Genomic DNA, 14,812 nt, shown 5'->3' on the forward strand with positions numbered 1-14,812 from the left:
TGGAGGACACATGATAATTTCAGTCACCGTGGAGCACGACAGGGGCCCAAAACTACTGGATGTGGGTACGATCCTCTTTATTGAGAGCCAGAGCAGCATCCAACGTATCGCAATGCATACGTTTGACGGCGTTTTTTACACAGTTGGACCATTGGGATATTGGGAAATGCTATTTAATAGCGAAGGGTACAGATTTTACAATGTTGATCGTTCCTACACTATAAATGTAGATGAACTGACGGGGATAAACGAAAACTTGAAACTTGCTGAATTTCAAAGTAGCCAGAGCTACAAAAAAATGACCTGCACAATGGCAGGTCTGAGATATAAAAAAATAGCTGCAGCTTTGGCGAGATTAAAGCCAGATATTATATTTTATAATTAGTAGAGAGCCGCTAGGTTAACAGCGGCTCTTTTTTTATGGAACATGTAACTATAACATATGTCTTAAGTAGGATGCTGTCGAAACTTGTTGTCGAAACTGTAAAATTCATATATGAATTTGCTTTTACAAATGAGAGTATTTGGGATTTAATAAAAACATAAACCAGTCATTTGTTTGTTACCCATATGGGTGACAATAAGGCTGTGGGGGAGCAGAAAAACTACTCCACCTGCTTGCGGACGACTTCAAGTACATATAGGTCGGTGATTCTGCAGTTAAGTCGATAAGCTGCATTAAAGGCGAATTCAAGGGACATTTTACGTTCTCCAGTTATTAGCTTATTGACGAATTGCCTTGAAACCCCCATTACTCTAGCAAAATCAGCCTGATTCATTTTGTTCTCTTCAAGTCGCTCCAGCAAGAGGCAAGCCCCAAGCCGGTAATCCATACGGGTCTCCTCTCTATGTATTCCATTTTAATCAAGTGTTCGTATTTTTGTTCGTATTTTTGTGGTATACTGATTCCAACCTCTCAAAAACGGACGTCATTTAATTTAGGAGTGTTGTTTATGGATTCAAAAATTGATTTGAAATGTTACTTAGAAATGTTACATAACCAATATCAAGGGATTGACACAACGGAAGTTGAACAGCGTTTAGAAGAGATCATTTCTTCCAACGTTTTAGAGCTGCCTCCAGAAGTTCGATAATATCGTCAGCTTCTTCTTTACTCAGGTCATGACCTTTATAGCTCAATTTGTACTGGTTTAGTCTCTCTATAGGTATTTCAGCCAACTCCGATTCTTCGTGACTATCGGGGTTGTTTGCATTTTTACCAATTTCAAATTGATTAACATCTGTTACTCCAATTAGATAATCAACAGTGGTTTGATATAAATTAGCCAATTTCCCGGCTATTTCGGTTGTTAATCGTCGTTCCCCTTTTTCAATATCGTAATAGTATTGAGGCGTAATCCCTAAAGCCTTCGCAACTGCTATACCGCTCATTTTCTTCTCTTTTCTTATTCTTTTTAATCTACTATCCGCACCAGACATTAGTTTACCGCTCCTTCTATTTAAGCATTTTGCTGTAATGATAATAACATTCCCCATGTTTTTAAACAATAAGCAAAATGCTGAAAAAATGAGCAATTTGAAGCATAATGCTGATAATATCAGAGAAATGCTCCATATTTAAGCATAATGCTTAAATTTGCTCATTTACATATGTAAGCATAATGCTTATTATTTAGTCATGGAGGTGAACAACAATGAATTTCACAGAAGCTGTTGAGGCTGCTATGGAAGCAAAGGGAATGAGTAAAGCTGACTTAGCCCGGGCCACACACCGAAGTTACCAGTACATTAGTGATTTATTAAAAGGTGAGCGGAGGTGGCATGAAGGCATTATCAACGAGGTCTGCGCTGCTCTCGGTATTCAAATTGAGTTCAATCATCAGCCTTAACTATCAGTGACCAAATTATACAAGGGAGCCACAATATGAACATAATTAGCTTTGTATTCAGTAGGGAGGGAAGGCATGGATAACATTCAACCAATTGAACAAAAAATGGTTCCTTTCAATGGAACTGAATTGCTTGGAGTCAAAGCGAATGATGGGAAGGTTTATATCGGAGTCTCATATGTTTGTAATGGAATTGGTCTAAGTGAAAAACAAAAGGATCGGCAAGTAAGCAATATTCAGGAAGATGCCACTCTAAAACAGGGGGCAAAAAAACTACCCCTCAAATTTGGGGGGCAGCAAAGAGAGGTGCTAGGGATTGAGCTTGACTATCTACCGCTCTGGCTTGCGAAAATCTCTATCACACCCAATATGCAAGTAAACCAACCGGAAGTTGCGGATAAGTTGGTTCAATACCAATTGAAAGCCAAAGATATTTTGGCAGAGGCATTTATTCCAAAGGGGTTTGACTTTGATAGCCTTAGTCCTGAACTTAAAGCCATTTTTATAACAGATGCCAAGGTTCAACAGCTTGATTCTCGCGTGGAACATCTGGAAAATCACACCACTATTGACTATGGTCAACAACGCGAATTAAGGAAAGCAGGCAATGCCAGAATCGTCGGACTGCTTGGCGGAAAGAAATCGGCCGCCTACAAGAATAGTAGCCTACGCAATAAAGCTTATCAGGCTATGTGGAATGACTATCAAGACTTTTTTGGGATCAACTCTTACAGCAATACTTTCACGAAGGATTTTGACCGTGGATTGCAATATGTCCCACATTGGACTCCACCTAATAACCTTATGAGGGAGATTGAAGAAGCTAATGGACAAACATTGTTCTGATTTATCATTACCAGAACTGGCCCGTATGTGGTTTGGTAATCCGTTACAACATGCCGTACTTGTCAAAAACCTAATCAGAAAGGAACGAAACAAATGAATAAAAATTATGAGAATATGGGGAAAAAGTACGACAAATTACAATCAGCTAGCCATGGGATCTTAGAACGTTTTATCGAAGCTGGTACAGAAGGTGATTTTAAAACTCGTGAACGAAAGGCATGGACCCAAAATATTATTATTTCTAAAATGAAAGCCCGGATTTTGGATGATATGATTTCCAAAGCCAAAAAAATCATAAAAACAATTGATGAAATTAGAGTCATGCGGAATGATCCTTACTATGAACAGGATGATTACATTTTCATGCAATCTTGCTTAATGGAATGTGAAGATCACGCTCGCCATAATGCCAAATACGTTCTTGAATATGCTATGTACGTAGATGAGACAAGTGGTTATTACAGTGAAGCGGAAATTCGCAGTATGTTATCAATCGGTTATGAGGATTGGAAACGCTGGGTAGATCGAAATAAACCGTTAATGTCGATGTTGGTCACGAAGGTAGGAAATGAACCTTTAACCCATCATTGTATGGATTATATGATGGATGAATTAACGAAAAATCCCCAAACTCGGGAAATGATGCGGAGAAAGACAGAAGAGTTATTTGGCCCGTTTATGGATTTTGAAGGTGGCGACCTATGAAAATGCATGAAGAATTGAAAGCAAGAGCTGCTGATATGCATAAGCGTCTAGGAGGTACTATATTCGCTTTCCCGATAGAAGAAGAAAACCCTTTGTCTAAATATGCAGTGGCTGTGTTTAACGGGAAAGATTACTCTGTTTACCCTAATGCTATGACCATTGAAGAAGCGGCTGCTGGCATTTTAGAAGTTTTGAATGGATTTAAAGAAGAGGGTTGGGATCATGACTATGAACGCAATGTACGTTTTGCTTTGTATCAATCACAAGTTGATGCGCCCAGCGTAACTATGCGGAGACTAAAGAAAGGAAAAGGAAATTACACTATTCCAGCTTATGAAAGTGATATAGACGTTATGGACAATCCTGACGATCCAGAAGGCAAGCTCTTTTCTGCGCGTGGGCTAATTAAATTCAGTTACTTGACCATGATTGATGAGAAAAACCCTGTAGCTATCAGTTTTATGAATGAATATTACAAATTGCTTGCCTCTTTCAGATATGGGAAAACAGCAGCGGCTATCAAACAAGAAGTACGGCGTATGGGGAGAGATGAAGCTATCCGTTGGATTGAACACACTTATGAACGGTATATCAAGGATAGTAGAACCATAACGGACATTTTAAATGCCGTAGGGAAGGGGCAGCGATAATGAGTCTTGCTAATCATTTAACTCTGAAGCAAGTTCGCGAGAACTGCAAGAAGTCAATCGAACAGGTTAGTGATGAAACGGGGATTTCAGTTGCTAAGTTAAAACGCTGGGAGAAAGATGCATCAAGAGCGGAAACGTACGAGTTCTTTCGTCTGTTGCAATACTACAAAATATCTTTCAATCATGTTCATGCAGGAAAAGCAGAAGACGTATACAAAGCTCGTAGAGAGGCGGTGAGCGTGTAATGGGAATGGACCCTATGGTAATTGATCATTTGAATTGTCATGATAATGTGACGCAAATCAAAAAGGATTTAATCGAATTACTTTGCATTGTTCAGCAGGATGAAGTGTTCACTAGAGAAATGATTTCAGAAAAGATATTTAAAGCTGTTCAAGATCTAACATATGCAGAAGAAATCCATTTTGGTGTAATCAAGGGTTTCTATGATGAACAAACAAAAAGCCTTAACAATACCTTGGCCGGGCGTTAAGGCGACATAAATCAAGGGACAAGCCCACGCGCACATTATAAGTCATGTCATCATAAAGCGCAAGGGCTGTCCCCAAAAATGGGGAGAGTTGAACATGAACAGATGCCAGATGGTTTCTTTTAGAGCAATTGAGCCTGATTTCAGAAGACTTCAAGGTAAAGACCCTATGGATAGTGAACCCGTGTTAACGGATGTATTCGAAAACGGAATGATTGAGGTTCTTCGTGAACTGGCTACACATAAATTTTTAACCCGTAACACTTCCCGGGATATGCTCCCACACATCGAAGAAGCCAATAAAATTCTTTGTGATAATTTTTCTGCCTTACGCGATAAATTGCCTAAAAAGGAAAAAGAAGCATTAGGCGATCTGGAAGGCGATTTCAATATTGTTGCTGGATATGAAGAAGAAGAAGCCTTTGTTAAAGGGTTCATTGAGGGATATCGCTTTTTAAAAACATTACATGTGTCAACGGGGAAAGATTGAAACAATCGGTCCAAGCAAATGACACTTAAGTCACAGAATAGTGTGGTGGTGAAATGAATGACTTTATCCCTAATGGATATATCATCTTAGCGCGAAAAATTAGGAAGTCTAATCTTTGGCTTTCTCTCAAGGCTACTCATAGATTGGTAATGATTGAACTGCTTTTGCAAGCCGCATATCAAGATTGTGAGGTTGTTAGAAATGGTGAGATTATCCCCCTTAAACGGGGGCAAATTGCAACCTCTTATCAAATGATAGCGGATGATATTGGAGACAAGCAAGTAACAGTAAAAGTTGTGCGTAACGCGATTGAAAAATTAGAAAAACATGATTTTTTGGCAAAGGATGAGGCAAAAGCACGGGCAAAGCGTGGATTGCTCTTAACCATTGTTAATTACGGGGTTTATCAGGATTCCGATAACTACAAGGGCAAAGCAGAGGGCAATGAAACGGGCATTACAAGGGCAAAGCAAGGGCAAAGTGAGGGCAAAGCAGGGGCAATACACAATAAGTTAAAGAACTTAAATAAATCTAATAATGTTTTAAAAGATATATATGATTATTGGAATTCGCTTGAAATTATCAAGCATCGAGAACTAACTCAAAAAATGCAATCCAGTATAAACGCCAGATTAAAAAATATGAGCTTCGAGGAAATGAAAGAAGCCATAAGCAATTACAACACCATCATTAAAAGTGATTTATATTGGTACACCTACAAATTCACTTTGGAAAAATTCATGAATGCTAAAAACATTGATCAGTTCTTGAGTGAGAACAATCCATTTGAAACGTTCAAAAAACAACAGGGAGGTGGAGGACGTGGACAGCGTAAAACCAGTCATGCGGGATCTTCTCAAGAGAGTAGAAACTATGAAAGCCCAACAGAAGACCTCATCCTTGGAAAGCCAAAGGAAGGAGAAGACGGAATTCTTTCCGAAGAGCTATTACAGCGAATTAGAAGCACATGAGGGATGTCCAAAGTGTGATTATACCGGAACCATTAATACATTCCGCTGGGTAGAGAAAGAGGGGTATACGGACAAACATGGGGCGCCTATGAAGGTGCAGGTGGCGCAAGTGGAGCCCTGCTCATGCTTGCTGGATCGGCAGCTAACAAAATATACGGCAAATAGCAGCTTTAATTATGAGCAAAAGCAGCATACTTTCAAAAATGCTGATATTGACGCGAAGAATGCCCAGCACTTTGCTATGGTTACGAAATTCGTTGATAACATCGAAGCCCACCAAGAGAAAGGAACGTGGCTTTATATCTTTGGGGATGAAACCCGGATTAAAGGAAATCAGAGTGCATACGGCACTGGCAAAACGTATTTGATGGATTGTATAGCTAACGCGTTGGCTGAAAGACGCATACCGGGCCTCTATGTTACCGAGGAAACACTTTTCGGGGATATCAGGTCTACCTATAGTCGGAACAGTGAAGAGAGTGAAACAGAAGTTTTGAGCCGCTACTATAACGTTCCTGTGCTAATGATAGATGATTTGTTCACCGCTTCATATTCTGAATGGGCTGAAGGTAAGCTGTACAGCATCCTAAATGAACGCATGGATAAAAACAAGATTACAATTATCACCAGCAATTACGCAACGGAACGTATACATCTGCGCTTGCCTCTGAATGGCAGGAAGATTGCCAGCCGGATTATTGGACAAGCTCAGCGAATTGAAATGATTGGTCCCGATCGGCGGGAGAAGAAAGCACGAGATAGATTTCAACTGGAAACGGGGAACGAGTTATGAAGATAATTGTACGTTCAGCTCCAGTAGGAGCGCCATATGAAAAATTGGTCGGTAAAGAAGTGGAAGTTATGTATAACGATCCAGCATGGGGGCCAAATGATTTCATAGTGAAAAACGGGCCTTACTATGAGGGTCAAAATAACCTCCTTACTATTCCTTTTGGGGACGCTGTAATTACAGATATGAGCGGATCTGAATTTGAGGACGGACTTGAGCTAGGAATGAAGGTTGGAAAACATGATAAAGCCCCTATAAAAAAGGGGAGATGAAAATTGAGGATAGAAGCCGCAGAAGTAGCCCAACAGCTTAGTGATATTTTGAAAGGTATCAAAACAGAGTATGAACACCTTGACCGTGAAGTTCGATATTACGATTTGGAATGTACGGACCTGCTTCACGCTTTAGAGTTCATGGAGATTGATAACGATATGCGATTAAATATCTCTCAGCAGCTTCAAGATAACCGGAGGAAACGTAGAGTAATCAAAAACGAAAGAGAGCGCCTACAGCCCTTGTACGATGTCTCAGAAGGACATCCGCATTTAGTCTATGAATTTGAAAAAGCGAAATGGAGAGCTGAAAAGATTGAGTGCATACAGAAGCATCGTATGTACACACCGCGTATTAGAACGGATATGCAGCAGGCTTTTGACAAGGCCAACCGCAGGAATGATATAGCAGGGGGTTGAGTATGAGCCAACCAACAACCGATTTACCAAAGCTAGATAATAAGAAGACAAAAAATGCAATAGTAGGTGTTTTTGAAAAATATCAAATATTTAAGAATACGATAATTGAACAGAGAGAGGCAACCATAACGGCCAGTTATCAAGATCGTCCGAGTGGTCCAACCAATGTAACAAGCGATTCAACTGCGAATGTTGCAATATTTAATGTGTTCGAGCCTGAACACCGCAGACAATTTTGTGAAAACGTTGAACTGGCTGTCAGTTACCTGTATCCAAAGTATAGAGAGATAATCGAATTAAAATATTTGGGTGACGACATGCCAACTGATTACGCAGTTTACAATTTCAAAATGGATCATCCCATTAGTAAGGACACTTACGCAAAATTGCGAAGAAAAGCATTTCAAAATTTAGCATATAGCTTTCATGCTTTTGGGATTATCAACATACAGAGCTTAATAGACACAAAACGCGCGAACATACGGACAAGCAGCTTCGAATAAACTATACAACCAAGATCGGAGGGGAGGGAACAATGTTAAGTCCAGGGGATTATGGCGACTCACACGCACATAAAAAAGTGGAAATTGAAAGTAAGGTCACAACGTACATTCAAGGCAAAAACGGACTCATTGGAATTATAATCCCGCCCTGTGAGGGGCCGACAAACGCATTAGAAGACCTTCACCGTACAATCGCTGAAATAGCAATTAAACAAGCCATAAAGAAAGAAGCCACTCCAGAATAAGGGGTGGCTTCTTTCTTTATAGATAAGTAGCTTATGAAAAAAGGCTGCTACACCAACGTTTTTCTTTTGCATATATCATGACATAACAGATGAATAGGTTATATACTCATAAGACTAAAGAAATCACGCGTAACCAAACCCGGCTTTAAAACTGGGTACAATACATATTTAGCAGGAATACGGCCCCGACCTCGTTCCGTTAATTCCACAATAACACGATCAAAGACACTTCTCAGTATTTTATTACGATCAGATTTATCTTCTGCTGCTTGGTACGCCTCAAGAACAGATGTTAGATTATTCTTCACCACATCAATATCAATTTGGTTTCTCTCCGTAGGAAGTGGTTTACTTGCTTCTGCTTCTAGAAGGGCAAGCTCCTGTAACTCCGAATCAATCTCCGCTTTTCTTTCGTCAAACATTTCATCTGTATACTTGCCAGTTTCATATTTTTCATATATGAAATTCATCCGCTTCTTTAGTTCTTTGCTTCGCGACTCAATATATGAAGAAACGTCTTCTTTATAATTAACCTTTTTATCTTCTGCAATAAGTTGGGAGAGTTGTTCTTGTAGAATATCCTTATCTAAATTTGAAAAATGCCGCAACACTTCCAGTAAGTCTTCTTCTATAGATCTATATTTCAAAAATGTACAGCCGGAAGTAGTACACCACAAAAATTCTTTGTGATATTTATTTATAGTCCCCGATTTTGTTTTGTAGTTTTGAACGCTGTATTGTCTAACCATTCTCCGGCCGCATTTCTGGCACACGCATAGGCCAGCAAGTTCACAAGGGGAAAAATCCATCTTGTTACGCGGTTTATGAGCAGAGTCAATTAATTTGCCCTGTGCCTGTAACCATGTGGTAGGGCTAATGATAGCCGGGAATGCATCCGGTACGATTATATGTTCTTCTTCTGGACGCTGGACCATTTTCCCATTGATTCTCTGTGTAGTTCGGAAACGCAATGTTCCTATATACCGCTCGTTGCTTATTAGCTGTAATAGTTGATTTGGATGCCATTCTTTTTTTCCTTTAGGTGTCCGTATCAATGTCTTTTTGCTTATATATGTAGCCAAAGCCCGGAAGCTAACAGCACGTCTTGTTCCGTCAGATTCTGGCACACCATTTACATAATAATCAAAAATCATACGCACAATACTAGCTTCCTCTTCATTTATAACTAGCTTTTTCGAATCCTTATCATAATCGAATCCGAACGGAGCAGGACCAGCAACCCAACGGCCTGCAATTGCGTTGTTCACTCTCCCTCCAAATAGACGTTCTCTAGTTGTTTCAAATTCTTCACGAGACATAAAGAGTTCAAATCGGATTTGCCGTAGGTCAGACGGGTTACGAGGATCATATAACTTGTAAGGAGTTAAAATGAAAATCCGATTATCAACTATTAAATCATAAATAACACCCATATCAGTATAAGAGCCACGGCCCATACGTGATATCTCTTTAACTGCAATAGCCTGGTATTTCTTCATGCGAAGATCATCAATGACACCTTGGAAAACTGGCCGTGTTGATATTTTGTCACCGGACCCGACTTCGGGCCGCTGAGTATAAGGGATTCCCAAAGGTTCAAGGACTCTGTCCATTAACTCTTTTTGGGCTTTTAGAACATCTTCGCCTGTTCTTCTTTCGTGTTCTTCATCTGCTCTGGATTTACGCAGGTAGTTAATTATGTTTTCAATTCCTAAACTAAGTAGAAAATCAGCACTTACAGGAGCCATATACAACATCCTTTAGTTTTTATTTTGGTATGTGTAATGTATTATATCCCAAACAAAAAAGTAAAAGAACGAAAATCTTAGAAAAATAATAGTAAAATGATAGAAGATAGTTATCACATTTTTGATTTTTGATCTGATATATTTATAACATCGAAATTTGGTGATCAGGAAACTTTTCCTTAGCTTCACCAATCCATAAGCAAGCATGAGGGGAACGAAAATTCGTTCTCCTTTTTGCTATGCCATAACAAGGAGGAAACTAGCATGTCTGTAAAACCACGTTTCGCATTTCTCAGCTCTGATGGTATTTTACATCTGCATGATGAAGAACACGCAGCACAGCACGGCAAGCACGTTCAAACATCCCTGACGGATGATGAAAGCGGCTTTCCGATCGTCGAGGGTCAAGGCGTTGTTTATTATGCCCGAGAAGATAAAGCCTACGTTAACGGTAACAAGTCGGACGGTAAACTTATTGCCACCCCACCAGTGCTCAAGCAACTTGCAACAGAGCTATTGTAACACCTTACCCGGCTTATGCCGGGCTTGTGGTGCATACAGGACTATGGGCGGTTCGATTCCGCTGTGCGCCATTTATTATTATCCGGGGGAACATACATGATTAAGTCAACCAAGCGCCCACCGCCTGTGCCTGCTGTTTCGCCTCTACAGCCGATCAAGTGTCAAGGCTGCGTATGGGGTAACTGGACAGGAACAAAACAAACATGCATGTGGGTGAATTGTAGAAAGGGATGATGTTATGAACGGACTGACCAAAGAGCAGCGAGAAACATTTGAGGACACTATTCGCAAGCTACATGAAGCTGCTGCCGCTATGTGGAAAAGCATCAAAGAATCATTTGCCCCACTGATTGAAGCGTTCAGAAAAATTACAGTCGACGATCTGAAATGGCTATATGAATACAGCCCACACATTTCTCCTACATACATGAAGCTTAATTATCGGCAAAGGCTACAGTCTCAGGTAATTGATCGTCGCCCTGTACGCATTGTGGCAAGGACGCGGTGTTAATGGCTCTTAAACGATTCTGCGGTAAGCAGGGATGCAAGGAACTGGTCGCAGGCAATGAGAGGTACTGTGAGGCTCACCAAGAGCAAGTACGCAGCTATGACCAGCAGAGAGGCACAGCAGCCGAGCGCGGCTATGATAGCAAATGGCGCAAGGCACGTGAAGGCTACCTACGTAAGCACCCATTATGTACCTACTGTTTCCAACGTGGGTACTTGGCTGCTGCGACAGTAGTCGATCATATCATCCCGCACCGGGGAGACAAGCAACTGTTTTGGGATAGGGATAACTGGCAACCGCTGTGTAAGCAATGCCACGATACCAAGACAGCAAAAGAAGATGGGGGTTTTGGGAATGGGAGCTAGCTATGATCCTATAACGGTTGTATACAATAGCGTTGTTAGTGTAACTGTGTCTGCGGATGGATTCCAAGCAGTCATAAACGCTGACGCATTTTTGACGGCGAAACAAGCCGAGTATTTCAGAACAGAGGTTGACGCCGCAACAAGCAATTACATAGGTCTTCCAAAGACCTACTATAACCTGTTTAAGGTGGCTAACGATGTGCATATTTTGATTAGTAAGTTTAAATCTGTGGGGTGGATCATCGTATGATAAAGAAGACTGTAGACGCGCCACCTAAGCCGCCAGAAGGATGGCGAGAGGCTGTAAGTAGGCAAGATGAGCGTATAGGATATATTCTGCGTAATTTGGAGAGGCGTTGTGACATTAGCCTTGAGCATGAGGAAGTATTCCAAGTGTTAAGGTTGAACGCTGAGTACGATAAGGCTAAGCAGGAGGGTAATTATCATGCCTGATTTCTATTTGCACCACATACAGCCTATAGACAACCGGACAAACCATATCATATTAGGCCGTAGATCAACAGGGCGCTTCACTGCTGTAGCGGTACGGTTGCGTTGGTGGGATAGGCTGCTAGGACGTTCTCTGTTTGATAAGACTATCGCCAAGGCTGCACGTACTCAACGTGTGTGCGATATAGTCAATAAGCACGGAAGAGAGAGGGATAACGCATGATCATTAGAATGGGAATCTATGAGTTGGAAGGTACACCGCAGGAATTAGTAGAGTATGACCGATTGACTGATGAGTACGAGGAAGCGAAGAGGTTAGCCGCAGCCACCAAGGATGTAACAGTTAATGCACAGCTACACGGTAGACACTACATGCGAGTGGAGATAGACCTTGACCAGACGTGTACAACGCAGGACGTGCAACAGAAGGTTAGGCAGGTACTGAATGAATTTTTTGAAAAAAATAAATTTAAGATTATTTCTTAGAAAAGGGGAAGGGGGGTCAAATTTCTAAAAACTTTTTTTGGAATAGACCGCGTCGGACTTTTTTCGCGTAAAAACTCGTTTTATAAATTTTTCGGGATTTGGAGGTGCGCCCGGATGGGGAGAAATGCAAAACCGATTGACCTTCACATCGCGGGGGGCAATCCGAACCGATTAACCAAAGCACAGATTCAGGCGCGTAAAGAAGGTGAGGTTAAGCTCGGAAAAACTGAGCTGGAAAAGCTGAAACCGCCTGTGTTTGTAAAGGATGATACAGTTGCTTTCGCTCACTGGAAACAGTGCATGAAAGATTATAAAGCGGCGGCTGCTGAAGGTGTGAATTTGCTTTCTAGCTCCGATGTGGGACTATTGGCGATGTACTGCCGGACATATTCAGAGTACGAAAAGCTGCTGAAACAGTATCAAAAAATTGAGCGAATTTCCATTGAAGATTATGTATTTGATGAATATTTTGAAGAATTAACTCGCAAAGCTGAGGAAGCGGAAGAAGATTTGAACGAGTATGGTTTGAGGGCACAAAAGTACCTTTCCCAACTTGCTTCCTTAGAAGGTGTATTAAAAATCGAAACGGCAATCAACAAGAAGATGGACATGCTTCTCAAAATGCAGGACCGTCTTTTCTTAAACCCTTTGTCTAAGGTAAAGAATGTTCCGAAGCCGAAGGAACCGGAGAAGACCTCAAGCAAGTTCGGAAAGTTCGGGGGGAACCGTAGTGGCTAACCCGCAGATTTACCCTTACAACACTGTCGGTGAGACGGATCGGGTAACGGCCTATGCACTGGAAGTGGTGTCCGGTAGAATTGTTTCAGGACAGGCACAGCGACAGGCGTGTGAGCGCCACCTTCGAGACTTGGATCGGCAGGGTACGGAAGATTTTCCTTACGTGTTCGATCCAGATAAGGCCCATGAGATTATAGAGTTTGCCGAGTCCCTCACGCTGGCAGAAGGCGAGGAACCTTTGCCGCTTGAACTATGGGGCTTTCAAGACTTTATGTTTGGGAGTTGGAATGGCTGGGTTACGTTGGATGGTTACCGTCGATTCCGCACCTCATATGTTCAGGTGGCCCGGCAAAACGGTAAATCTTTGGGCAACGCGGTCCCGGCCCTCTTTTATGGAAACTTTGACGGCTATAATTATCCCCAAGTATACTGCACCGCTACAAAAGAAGCTCAGGCAAGAATTGTCCTAAAGGAATGTATCAAATTCATTGATGCAGACCCCGAGCTTGGTGGTTCAGATTACGAGTCGGGGCTATTTGACGTTAAAGACTATAAGAGCACTATCCTTTGTTCTCTGACCAAGGGTGAAATCAGGGCGCTTGGTCGAGATACGAAAACGATAGATGGATTCCGTCCATATTTTGCGAGCGTCGACGAATATCATTTACACAAAGACAATCAAATGTACAAGCTGCTTGCTGATGGAACCAAAAAATTAAAGCAATGCCTTATTTCCGTTATTACAACCGCAGGCTTTAATATCAACGGTCCGTGCTATGAGTTGTACAAATATTGCAAGTTAATTCTATCCGGCGCACATGCCGACGAAACTCAGTTCGTTTTTATCTGCGAGTTGGACAAAGACGACGATGTATGGGATGAAGCCAACTGGCCGAAAGCTAACCCGTTATGGACTCCTGAAACTTTAGATAGTTTAAGGTCGGAAGCGATAAAGGCCAAAGTTCAGCAAGGGGAAGAACTGCGAAACTTCCTCACCAAGTCCTTGAATCGATGGGTTCAGTTCTCCGATACGCAGTATATGAACATGGAGCATTGGCAAGCCTGCGAATCTGACACGACCATAGAAGATATGGAGGGCAAAGAATGTTATTTAGGACTGGACCTTTCAAGCGGCGGCGACTTAACTTCTGGATGCTTGGAATTTCCTTTGGATGTGGATGGGCAGCGCAAATACTACATCCATTCTCACAGTTGGATTCCGGCAGCGCGGGTACAGGAGCATGTGCAGTCTGACCACGCGCCGTATGACATGTGGATTATGGAGGGGCTGCTTACTCCTACGGAGACAATGGGCGGCGTGAAGACGGACTATAAGTACATCCTTACTTATTACCGGGATCTAATCAAAAAACATAAATTGAAATTAATAGGCATCGCTTATGACCCACATAATGCGGATGCCTTTTTGTCTGACCTTGAAGAGTTTGGTGTTGACCTGGTCGAGATAGTCCAAAGCGCCAAGAGCCTAAATGATGCAACGGTTGATTTTAGGCTGGAAGTTGAGGCAGGCAACGTCATTTATGATCGTCGCAATAAGTTGTTAACGTGGTCTATGGCGAACGCTAAGACCACCAGTAACAGTTTTGGGGAAATAAAGATAGACAAGGACCCCACAGCGAAAACGAAGCGTATAGACCCCGTGGACGCTGTTATAGACAGTCACAAATTAACATTGTCCATGAACAAGAGTATTAACTTGAATGATTACATCATGAGCGACGATTTTTCGTTGTAGATTGGGG

Annotated in this window: 26 protein-coding genes; 23 read left to right on the forward strand and 3 right to left on the reverse strand. The window is 41.6% G+C overall.

What is annotated here, in order from left to right:
- The first annotated feature begins 10 nt into the window (after positions 1 to 10).
- Complete coding sequence (locus tag FKV70_RS03420; protein ID WP_142611836.1) at positions 11 to 385, forward strand: hypothetical protein; 375 nt, start codon at positions 11 to 13, stop codon at positions 383 to 385.
- 220 nt (positions 386 to 605) lie between these two features.
- Here FKV70_RS03420 and FKV70_RS03425 read toward each other — a convergent pair whose 3' ends face one another.
- Positions 606 to 833, reverse strand: a complete 228-nt coding sequence (locus tag FKV70_RS03425) for a helix-turn-helix transcriptional regulator (protein ID WP_142611837.1) — start codon at positions 831 to 833, stop codon at positions 606 to 608.
- A 217-nt stretch (positions 834 to 1,050) separates the two neighbouring features.
- Positions 1,051 to 1,440 carry a helix-turn-helix domain-containing protein gene (locus FKV70_RS03430; protein ID WP_142611838.1) on the reverse strand — a complete coding sequence of 130 codons (390 nt, stop codon included), beginning with the start codon at positions 1,438 to 1,440 and terminating at the stop codon, positions 1,051 to 1,053.
- Positions 1,441 to 1,655: 215 nt separating this feature from the next.
- Here FKV70_RS03430 and FKV70_RS03435 point away from each other — a divergent pair, with 215 nt between their 5' ends.
- From FKV70_RS03435 to FKV70_RS03490, 13 genes are all read left to right on the forward strand, one after another.
- Positions 1,656 to 1,850, forward strand: coding sequence for a helix-turn-helix domain-containing protein (locus FKV70_RS03435; protein WP_142611839.1), 195 nt, complete (start codon positions 1,656 to 1,658; stop codon positions 1,848 to 1,850).
- 75 nt (positions 1,851 to 1,925) lie between these two features.
- Complete coding sequence (locus FKV70_RS25840) at positions 1,926 to 2,696, forward strand: ORF6C domain-containing protein (RefSeq protein WP_162305659.1); 771 nt, start codon at positions 1,926 to 1,928, stop codon at positions 2,694 to 2,696.
- 93 nt (positions 2,697 to 2,789) lie between these two features.
- Positions 2,790 to 3,401: a hypothetical protein gene (locus tag FKV70_RS03445; protein ID WP_142611840.1), complete on the forward strand. Its 612-nt coding sequence runs from the start codon at positions 2,790 to 2,792 to the stop codon at positions 3,399 to 3,401.
- Entirely contained in the window at positions 3,398 to 4,051 is a 654-nt protein-coding gene (locus FKV70_RS03450) for a hypothetical protein (RefSeq protein ID WP_142611841.1), read from the forward strand. The genes FKV70_RS03445 and FKV70_RS03450 overlap by 4 nt, the downstream gene beginning before the upstream one ends.
- Positions 4,051 to 4,296 carry a helix-turn-helix domain-containing protein gene (locus FKV70_RS03455; RefSeq protein WP_142611842.1) on the forward strand — a complete coding sequence of 82 codons (246 nt, stop codon included), beginning with the start codon at positions 4,051 to 4,053 and terminating at the stop codon, positions 4,294 to 4,296. Before FKV70_RS03450 ends, FKV70_RS03455 begins: the two co-directional genes overlap by 1 nt.
- Positions 4,296 to 4,544, forward strand: a complete 249-nt coding sequence (locus tag FKV70_RS03460; RefSeq protein ID WP_142611843.1) for a hypothetical protein — start codon at positions 4,296 to 4,298, stop codon at positions 4,542 to 4,544. The genes FKV70_RS03455 and FKV70_RS03460 overlap by 1 nt, the downstream gene beginning before the upstream one ends.
- 94 nt (positions 4,545 to 4,638) lie before the next feature.
- Positions 4,639 to 5,031, forward strand: a complete 393-nt coding sequence (locus tag FKV70_RS03465; RefSeq protein ID WP_142611844.1) for a DUF6809 family protein — start codon at positions 4,639 to 4,641, stop codon at positions 5,029 to 5,031.
- Between the two features lie 53 nt (positions 5,032 to 5,084).
- Positions 5,085 to 6,002, forward strand: a complete 918-nt coding sequence (locus FKV70_RS26390; RefSeq protein WP_244310631.1) for a hypothetical protein — start codon at positions 5,085 to 5,087, stop codon at positions 6,000 to 6,002.
- Positions 6,003 to 6,243: 241 nt separating this feature from the next.
- On the forward strand, positions 6,244 to 6,795 hold the full coding sequence (locus FKV70_RS26395) for a DnaA ATPase domain-containing protein (RefSeq protein ID WP_280115056.1): 552 nt from the start codon (positions 6,244 to 6,246) through the stop codon (positions 6,793 to 6,795).
- The gene (locus FKV70_RS03475) at positions 6,792 to 7,064 is read left to right on the forward strand and encodes a hypothetical protein (protein ID WP_142611846.1); all 273 of its coding nucleotides are present in this window, start codon (positions 6,792 to 6,794) and stop codon (positions 7,062 to 7,064) included. The genes FKV70_RS26395 and FKV70_RS03475 overlap by 4 nt, the downstream gene beginning before the upstream one ends.
- Before the next feature lie 3 nt (positions 7,065 to 7,067).
- Positions 7,068 to 7,484 carry a hypothetical protein gene (locus tag FKV70_RS03480; protein ID WP_142611847.1) on the forward strand — a complete coding sequence of 139 codons (417 nt, stop codon included), beginning with the start codon at positions 7,068 to 7,070 and terminating at the stop codon, positions 7,482 to 7,484.
- 2 nt (positions 7,485 to 7,486) lie between these two features.
- Positions 7,487 to 7,987: an ArpU family phage packaging/lysis transcriptional regulator gene (locus FKV70_RS03485; RefSeq protein WP_142611848.1), complete on the forward strand. Its 501-nt coding sequence runs from the start codon at positions 7,487 to 7,489 to the stop codon at positions 7,985 to 7,987.
- Positions 7,988 to 8,019: 32 nt separating this feature from the next.
- Complete coding sequence (locus FKV70_RS03490) at positions 8,020 to 8,232, forward strand: hypothetical protein (RefSeq protein ID WP_142611849.1); 213 nt, start codon at positions 8,020 to 8,022, stop codon at positions 8,230 to 8,232.
- A gap of 98 nt (positions 8,233 to 8,330) precedes the next feature.
- Here the strand turns inward: FKV70_RS03490 and FKV70_RS03495 are convergent, their stop codons facing one another.
- The gene (locus tag FKV70_RS03495; protein ID WP_142611798.1) at positions 8,331 to 9,980 is read right to left on the reverse strand and encodes a recombinase family protein; all 1,650 of its coding nucleotides are present in this window, start codon (positions 9,978 to 9,980) and stop codon (positions 8,331 to 8,333) included.
- Between the two features lie 264 nt (positions 9,981 to 10,244).
- On the opposite strand from FKV70_RS03495, the gene FKV70_RS03500 reads away from it, so the two are divergent.
- The 9 genes from FKV70_RS03500 (at position 10,245) to FKV70_RS03540 (ending at position 14,805) form a co-directional block, all read left to right on the forward strand.
- Positions 10,245 to 10,502, forward strand: coding sequence for a hypothetical protein (locus FKV70_RS03500; RefSeq protein WP_142611799.1), 258 nt, complete (start codon positions 10,245 to 10,247; stop codon positions 10,500 to 10,502).
- A gap of 238 nt (positions 10,503 to 10,740) precedes the next feature.
- The gene (locus tag FKV70_RS03505; RefSeq protein ID WP_142611800.1) at positions 10,741 to 11,013 is read left to right on the forward strand and encodes a hypothetical protein; all 273 of its coding nucleotides are present in this window, start codon (positions 10,741 to 10,743) and stop codon (positions 11,011 to 11,013) included.
- Positions 11,013 to 11,375: an HNH endonuclease gene (locus FKV70_RS03510; protein WP_167669706.1), complete on the forward strand. Its 363-nt coding sequence runs from the start codon at positions 11,013 to 11,015 to the stop codon at positions 11,373 to 11,375. Before FKV70_RS03505 ends, FKV70_RS03510 begins: the two co-directional genes overlap by 1 nt.
- Positions 11,365 to 11,625: a hypothetical protein gene (locus FKV70_RS03515; RefSeq protein ID WP_142611801.1), complete on the forward strand. Its 261-nt coding sequence runs from the start codon at positions 11,365 to 11,367 to the stop codon at positions 11,623 to 11,625. Before FKV70_RS03510 ends, FKV70_RS03515 begins: the two co-directional genes overlap by 11 nt.
- Complete coding sequence (locus tag FKV70_RS03520) at positions 11,622 to 11,828, forward strand: hypothetical protein (protein WP_142611802.1); 207 nt, start codon at positions 11,622 to 11,624, stop codon at positions 11,826 to 11,828. The genes FKV70_RS03515 and FKV70_RS03520 overlap by 4 nt, the downstream gene beginning before the upstream one ends.
- Positions 11,821 to 12,048 carry a hypothetical protein gene (locus FKV70_RS03525; RefSeq protein ID WP_142611803.1) on the forward strand — a complete coding sequence of 76 codons (228 nt, stop codon included), beginning with the start codon at positions 11,821 to 11,823 and terminating at the stop codon, positions 12,046 to 12,048. Before FKV70_RS03520 ends, FKV70_RS03525 begins: the two co-directional genes overlap by 8 nt.
- On the forward strand, positions 12,045 to 12,311 hold the full coding sequence (locus FKV70_RS03530) for a hypothetical protein (RefSeq protein WP_142611804.1): 267 nt from the start codon (positions 12,045 to 12,047) through the stop codon (positions 12,309 to 12,311). Before FKV70_RS03525 ends, FKV70_RS03530 begins: the two co-directional genes overlap by 4 nt.
- A 114-nt stretch (positions 12,312 to 12,425) precedes the next feature.
- Complete coding sequence (locus tag FKV70_RS03535) at positions 12,426 to 13,049, forward strand: P27 family phage terminase small subunit (RefSeq protein WP_019686489.1); 624 nt, start codon at positions 12,426 to 12,428, stop codon at positions 13,047 to 13,049.
- Positions 13,042 to 14,805 (forward strand): terminase large subunit, encoded by a 1,764-nt coding sequence (locus tag FKV70_RS03540; protein ID WP_142611805.1) that lies wholly within the window; start codon positions 13,042 to 13,044, stop codon positions 14,803 to 14,805. Before FKV70_RS03535 ends, FKV70_RS03540 begins: the two co-directional genes overlap by 8 nt.
- Positions 14,806 to 14,812: the final 7 nt, after the last annotated feature.

The organism is Paenibacillus ottowii, from assembly GCF_006874425.1.
Taxonomy (GTDB): domain Bacteria; phylum Bacillota; class Bacilli; order Paenibacillales; family Paenibacillaceae; genus Paenibacillus; species Paenibacillus ottowii.

Bases quoted from the DNA above. Each gene is read 5' to 3' on its own strand.
- FKV70_RS03465 (WP_142611844.1), top strand. From the start codon at position 4,639: ATGAACAGATGCCAGATGGTTTCTTTTAGAGCAATTGAGCCTGATTTC.
- FKV70_RS03445 (WP_142611840.1), top strand. From the start codon at position 2,790: ATGAATAAAAATTATGAGAATATGGGGAAAAAGTACGACAAATTACAA.
- FKV70_RS03515 (WP_142611801.1), top strand. From the start codon at position 11,365: ATGGGAGCTAGCTATGATCCTATAACGGTTGTATACAATAGCGTTGTT.
- FKV70_RS03485 (WP_142611848.1), top strand. From the start codon at position 7,487: ATGAGCCAACCAACAACCGATTTACCAAAGCTAGATAATAAGAAGACA.
- FKV70_RS03425 (WP_142611837.1), bottom strand. From the start codon at position 833: ATGGATTACCGGCTTGGGGCTTGCCTCTTGCTGGAGCGACTTGAAGAG.
- FKV70_RS03450 (WP_142611841.1), top strand. From the start codon at position 3,398: ATGAAAATGCATGAAGAATTGAAAGCAAGAGCTGCTGATATGCATAAG.
- FKV70_RS25840 (WP_162305659.1), top strand. From the start codon at position 1,926: ATGGATAACATTCAACCAATTGAACAAAAAATGGTTCCTTTCAATGGA.
- FKV70_RS03530 (WP_142611804.1), top strand. From the start codon at position 12,045: ATGATCATTAGAATGGGAATCTATGAGTTGGAAGGTACACCGCAGGAA.
- FKV70_RS03505 (WP_142611800.1), top strand. From the start codon at position 10,741: ATGAACGGACTGACCAAAGAGCAGCGAGAAACATTTGAGGACACTATT.
- FKV70_RS03420 (WP_142611836.1), top strand. From the start codon at position 11: ATGATAATTTCAGTCACCGTGGAGCACGACAGGGGCCCAAAACTACTG.
- FKV70_RS03525 (WP_142611803.1), top strand. From the start codon at position 11,821: ATGCCTGATTTCTATTTGCACCACATACAGCCTATAGACAACCGGACA.
- FKV70_RS26390 (WP_244310631.1), top strand. From the start codon at position 5,085: ATGAATGACTTTATCCCTAATGGATATATCATCTTAGCGCGAAAAATT.
- FKV70_RS26395 (WP_280115056.1), top strand. From the start codon at position 6,244: ATGGTTACGAAATTCGTTGATAACATCGAAGCCCACCAAGAGAAAGGA.
- FKV70_RS03455 (WP_142611842.1), top strand. From the start codon at position 4,051: ATGAGTCTTGCTAATCATTTAACTCTGAAGCAAGTTCGCGAGAACTGC.
- FKV70_RS03495 (WP_142611798.1), bottom strand. From the start codon at position 9,980: ATGGCTCCTGTAAGTGCTGATTTTCTACTTAGTTTAGGAATTGAAAAC.
- FKV70_RS03510 (WP_167669706.1), top strand. From the start codon at position 11,013: ATGGCTCTTAAACGATTCTGCGGTAAGCAGGGATGCAAGGAACTGGTC.
- FKV70_RS03430 (WP_142611838.1), bottom strand. From the start codon at position 1,440: ATGTCTGGTGCGGATAGTAGATTAAAAAGAATAAGAAAAGAGAAGAAA.
- FKV70_RS03460 (WP_142611843.1), top strand. From the start codon at position 4,296: ATGGGAATGGACCCTATGGTAATTGATCATTTGAATTGTCATGATAAT.
- FKV70_RS03535 (WP_019686489.1), top strand. From the start codon at position 12,426: ATGGGGAGAAATGCAAAACCGATTGACCTTCACATCGCGGGGGGCAAT.
- FKV70_RS03490 (WP_142611849.1), top strand. From the start codon at position 8,020: ATGTTAAGTCCAGGGGATTATGGCGACTCACACGCACATAAAAAAGTG.
- FKV70_RS03520 (WP_142611802.1), top strand. From the start codon at position 11,622: ATGATAAAGAAGACTGTAGACGCGCCACCTAAGCCGCCAGAAGGATGG.
- FKV70_RS03475 (WP_142611846.1), top strand. From the start codon at position 6,792: ATGAAGATAATTGTACGTTCAGCTCCAGTAGGAGCGCCATATGAAAAA.
- FKV70_RS03435 (WP_142611839.1), top strand. From the start codon at position 1,656: ATGAATTTCACAGAAGCTGTTGAGGCTGCTATGGAAGCAAAGGGAATG.
- FKV70_RS03500 (WP_142611799.1), top strand. From the start codon at position 10,245: ATGTCTGTAAAACCACGTTTCGCATTTCTCAGCTCTGATGGTATTTTA.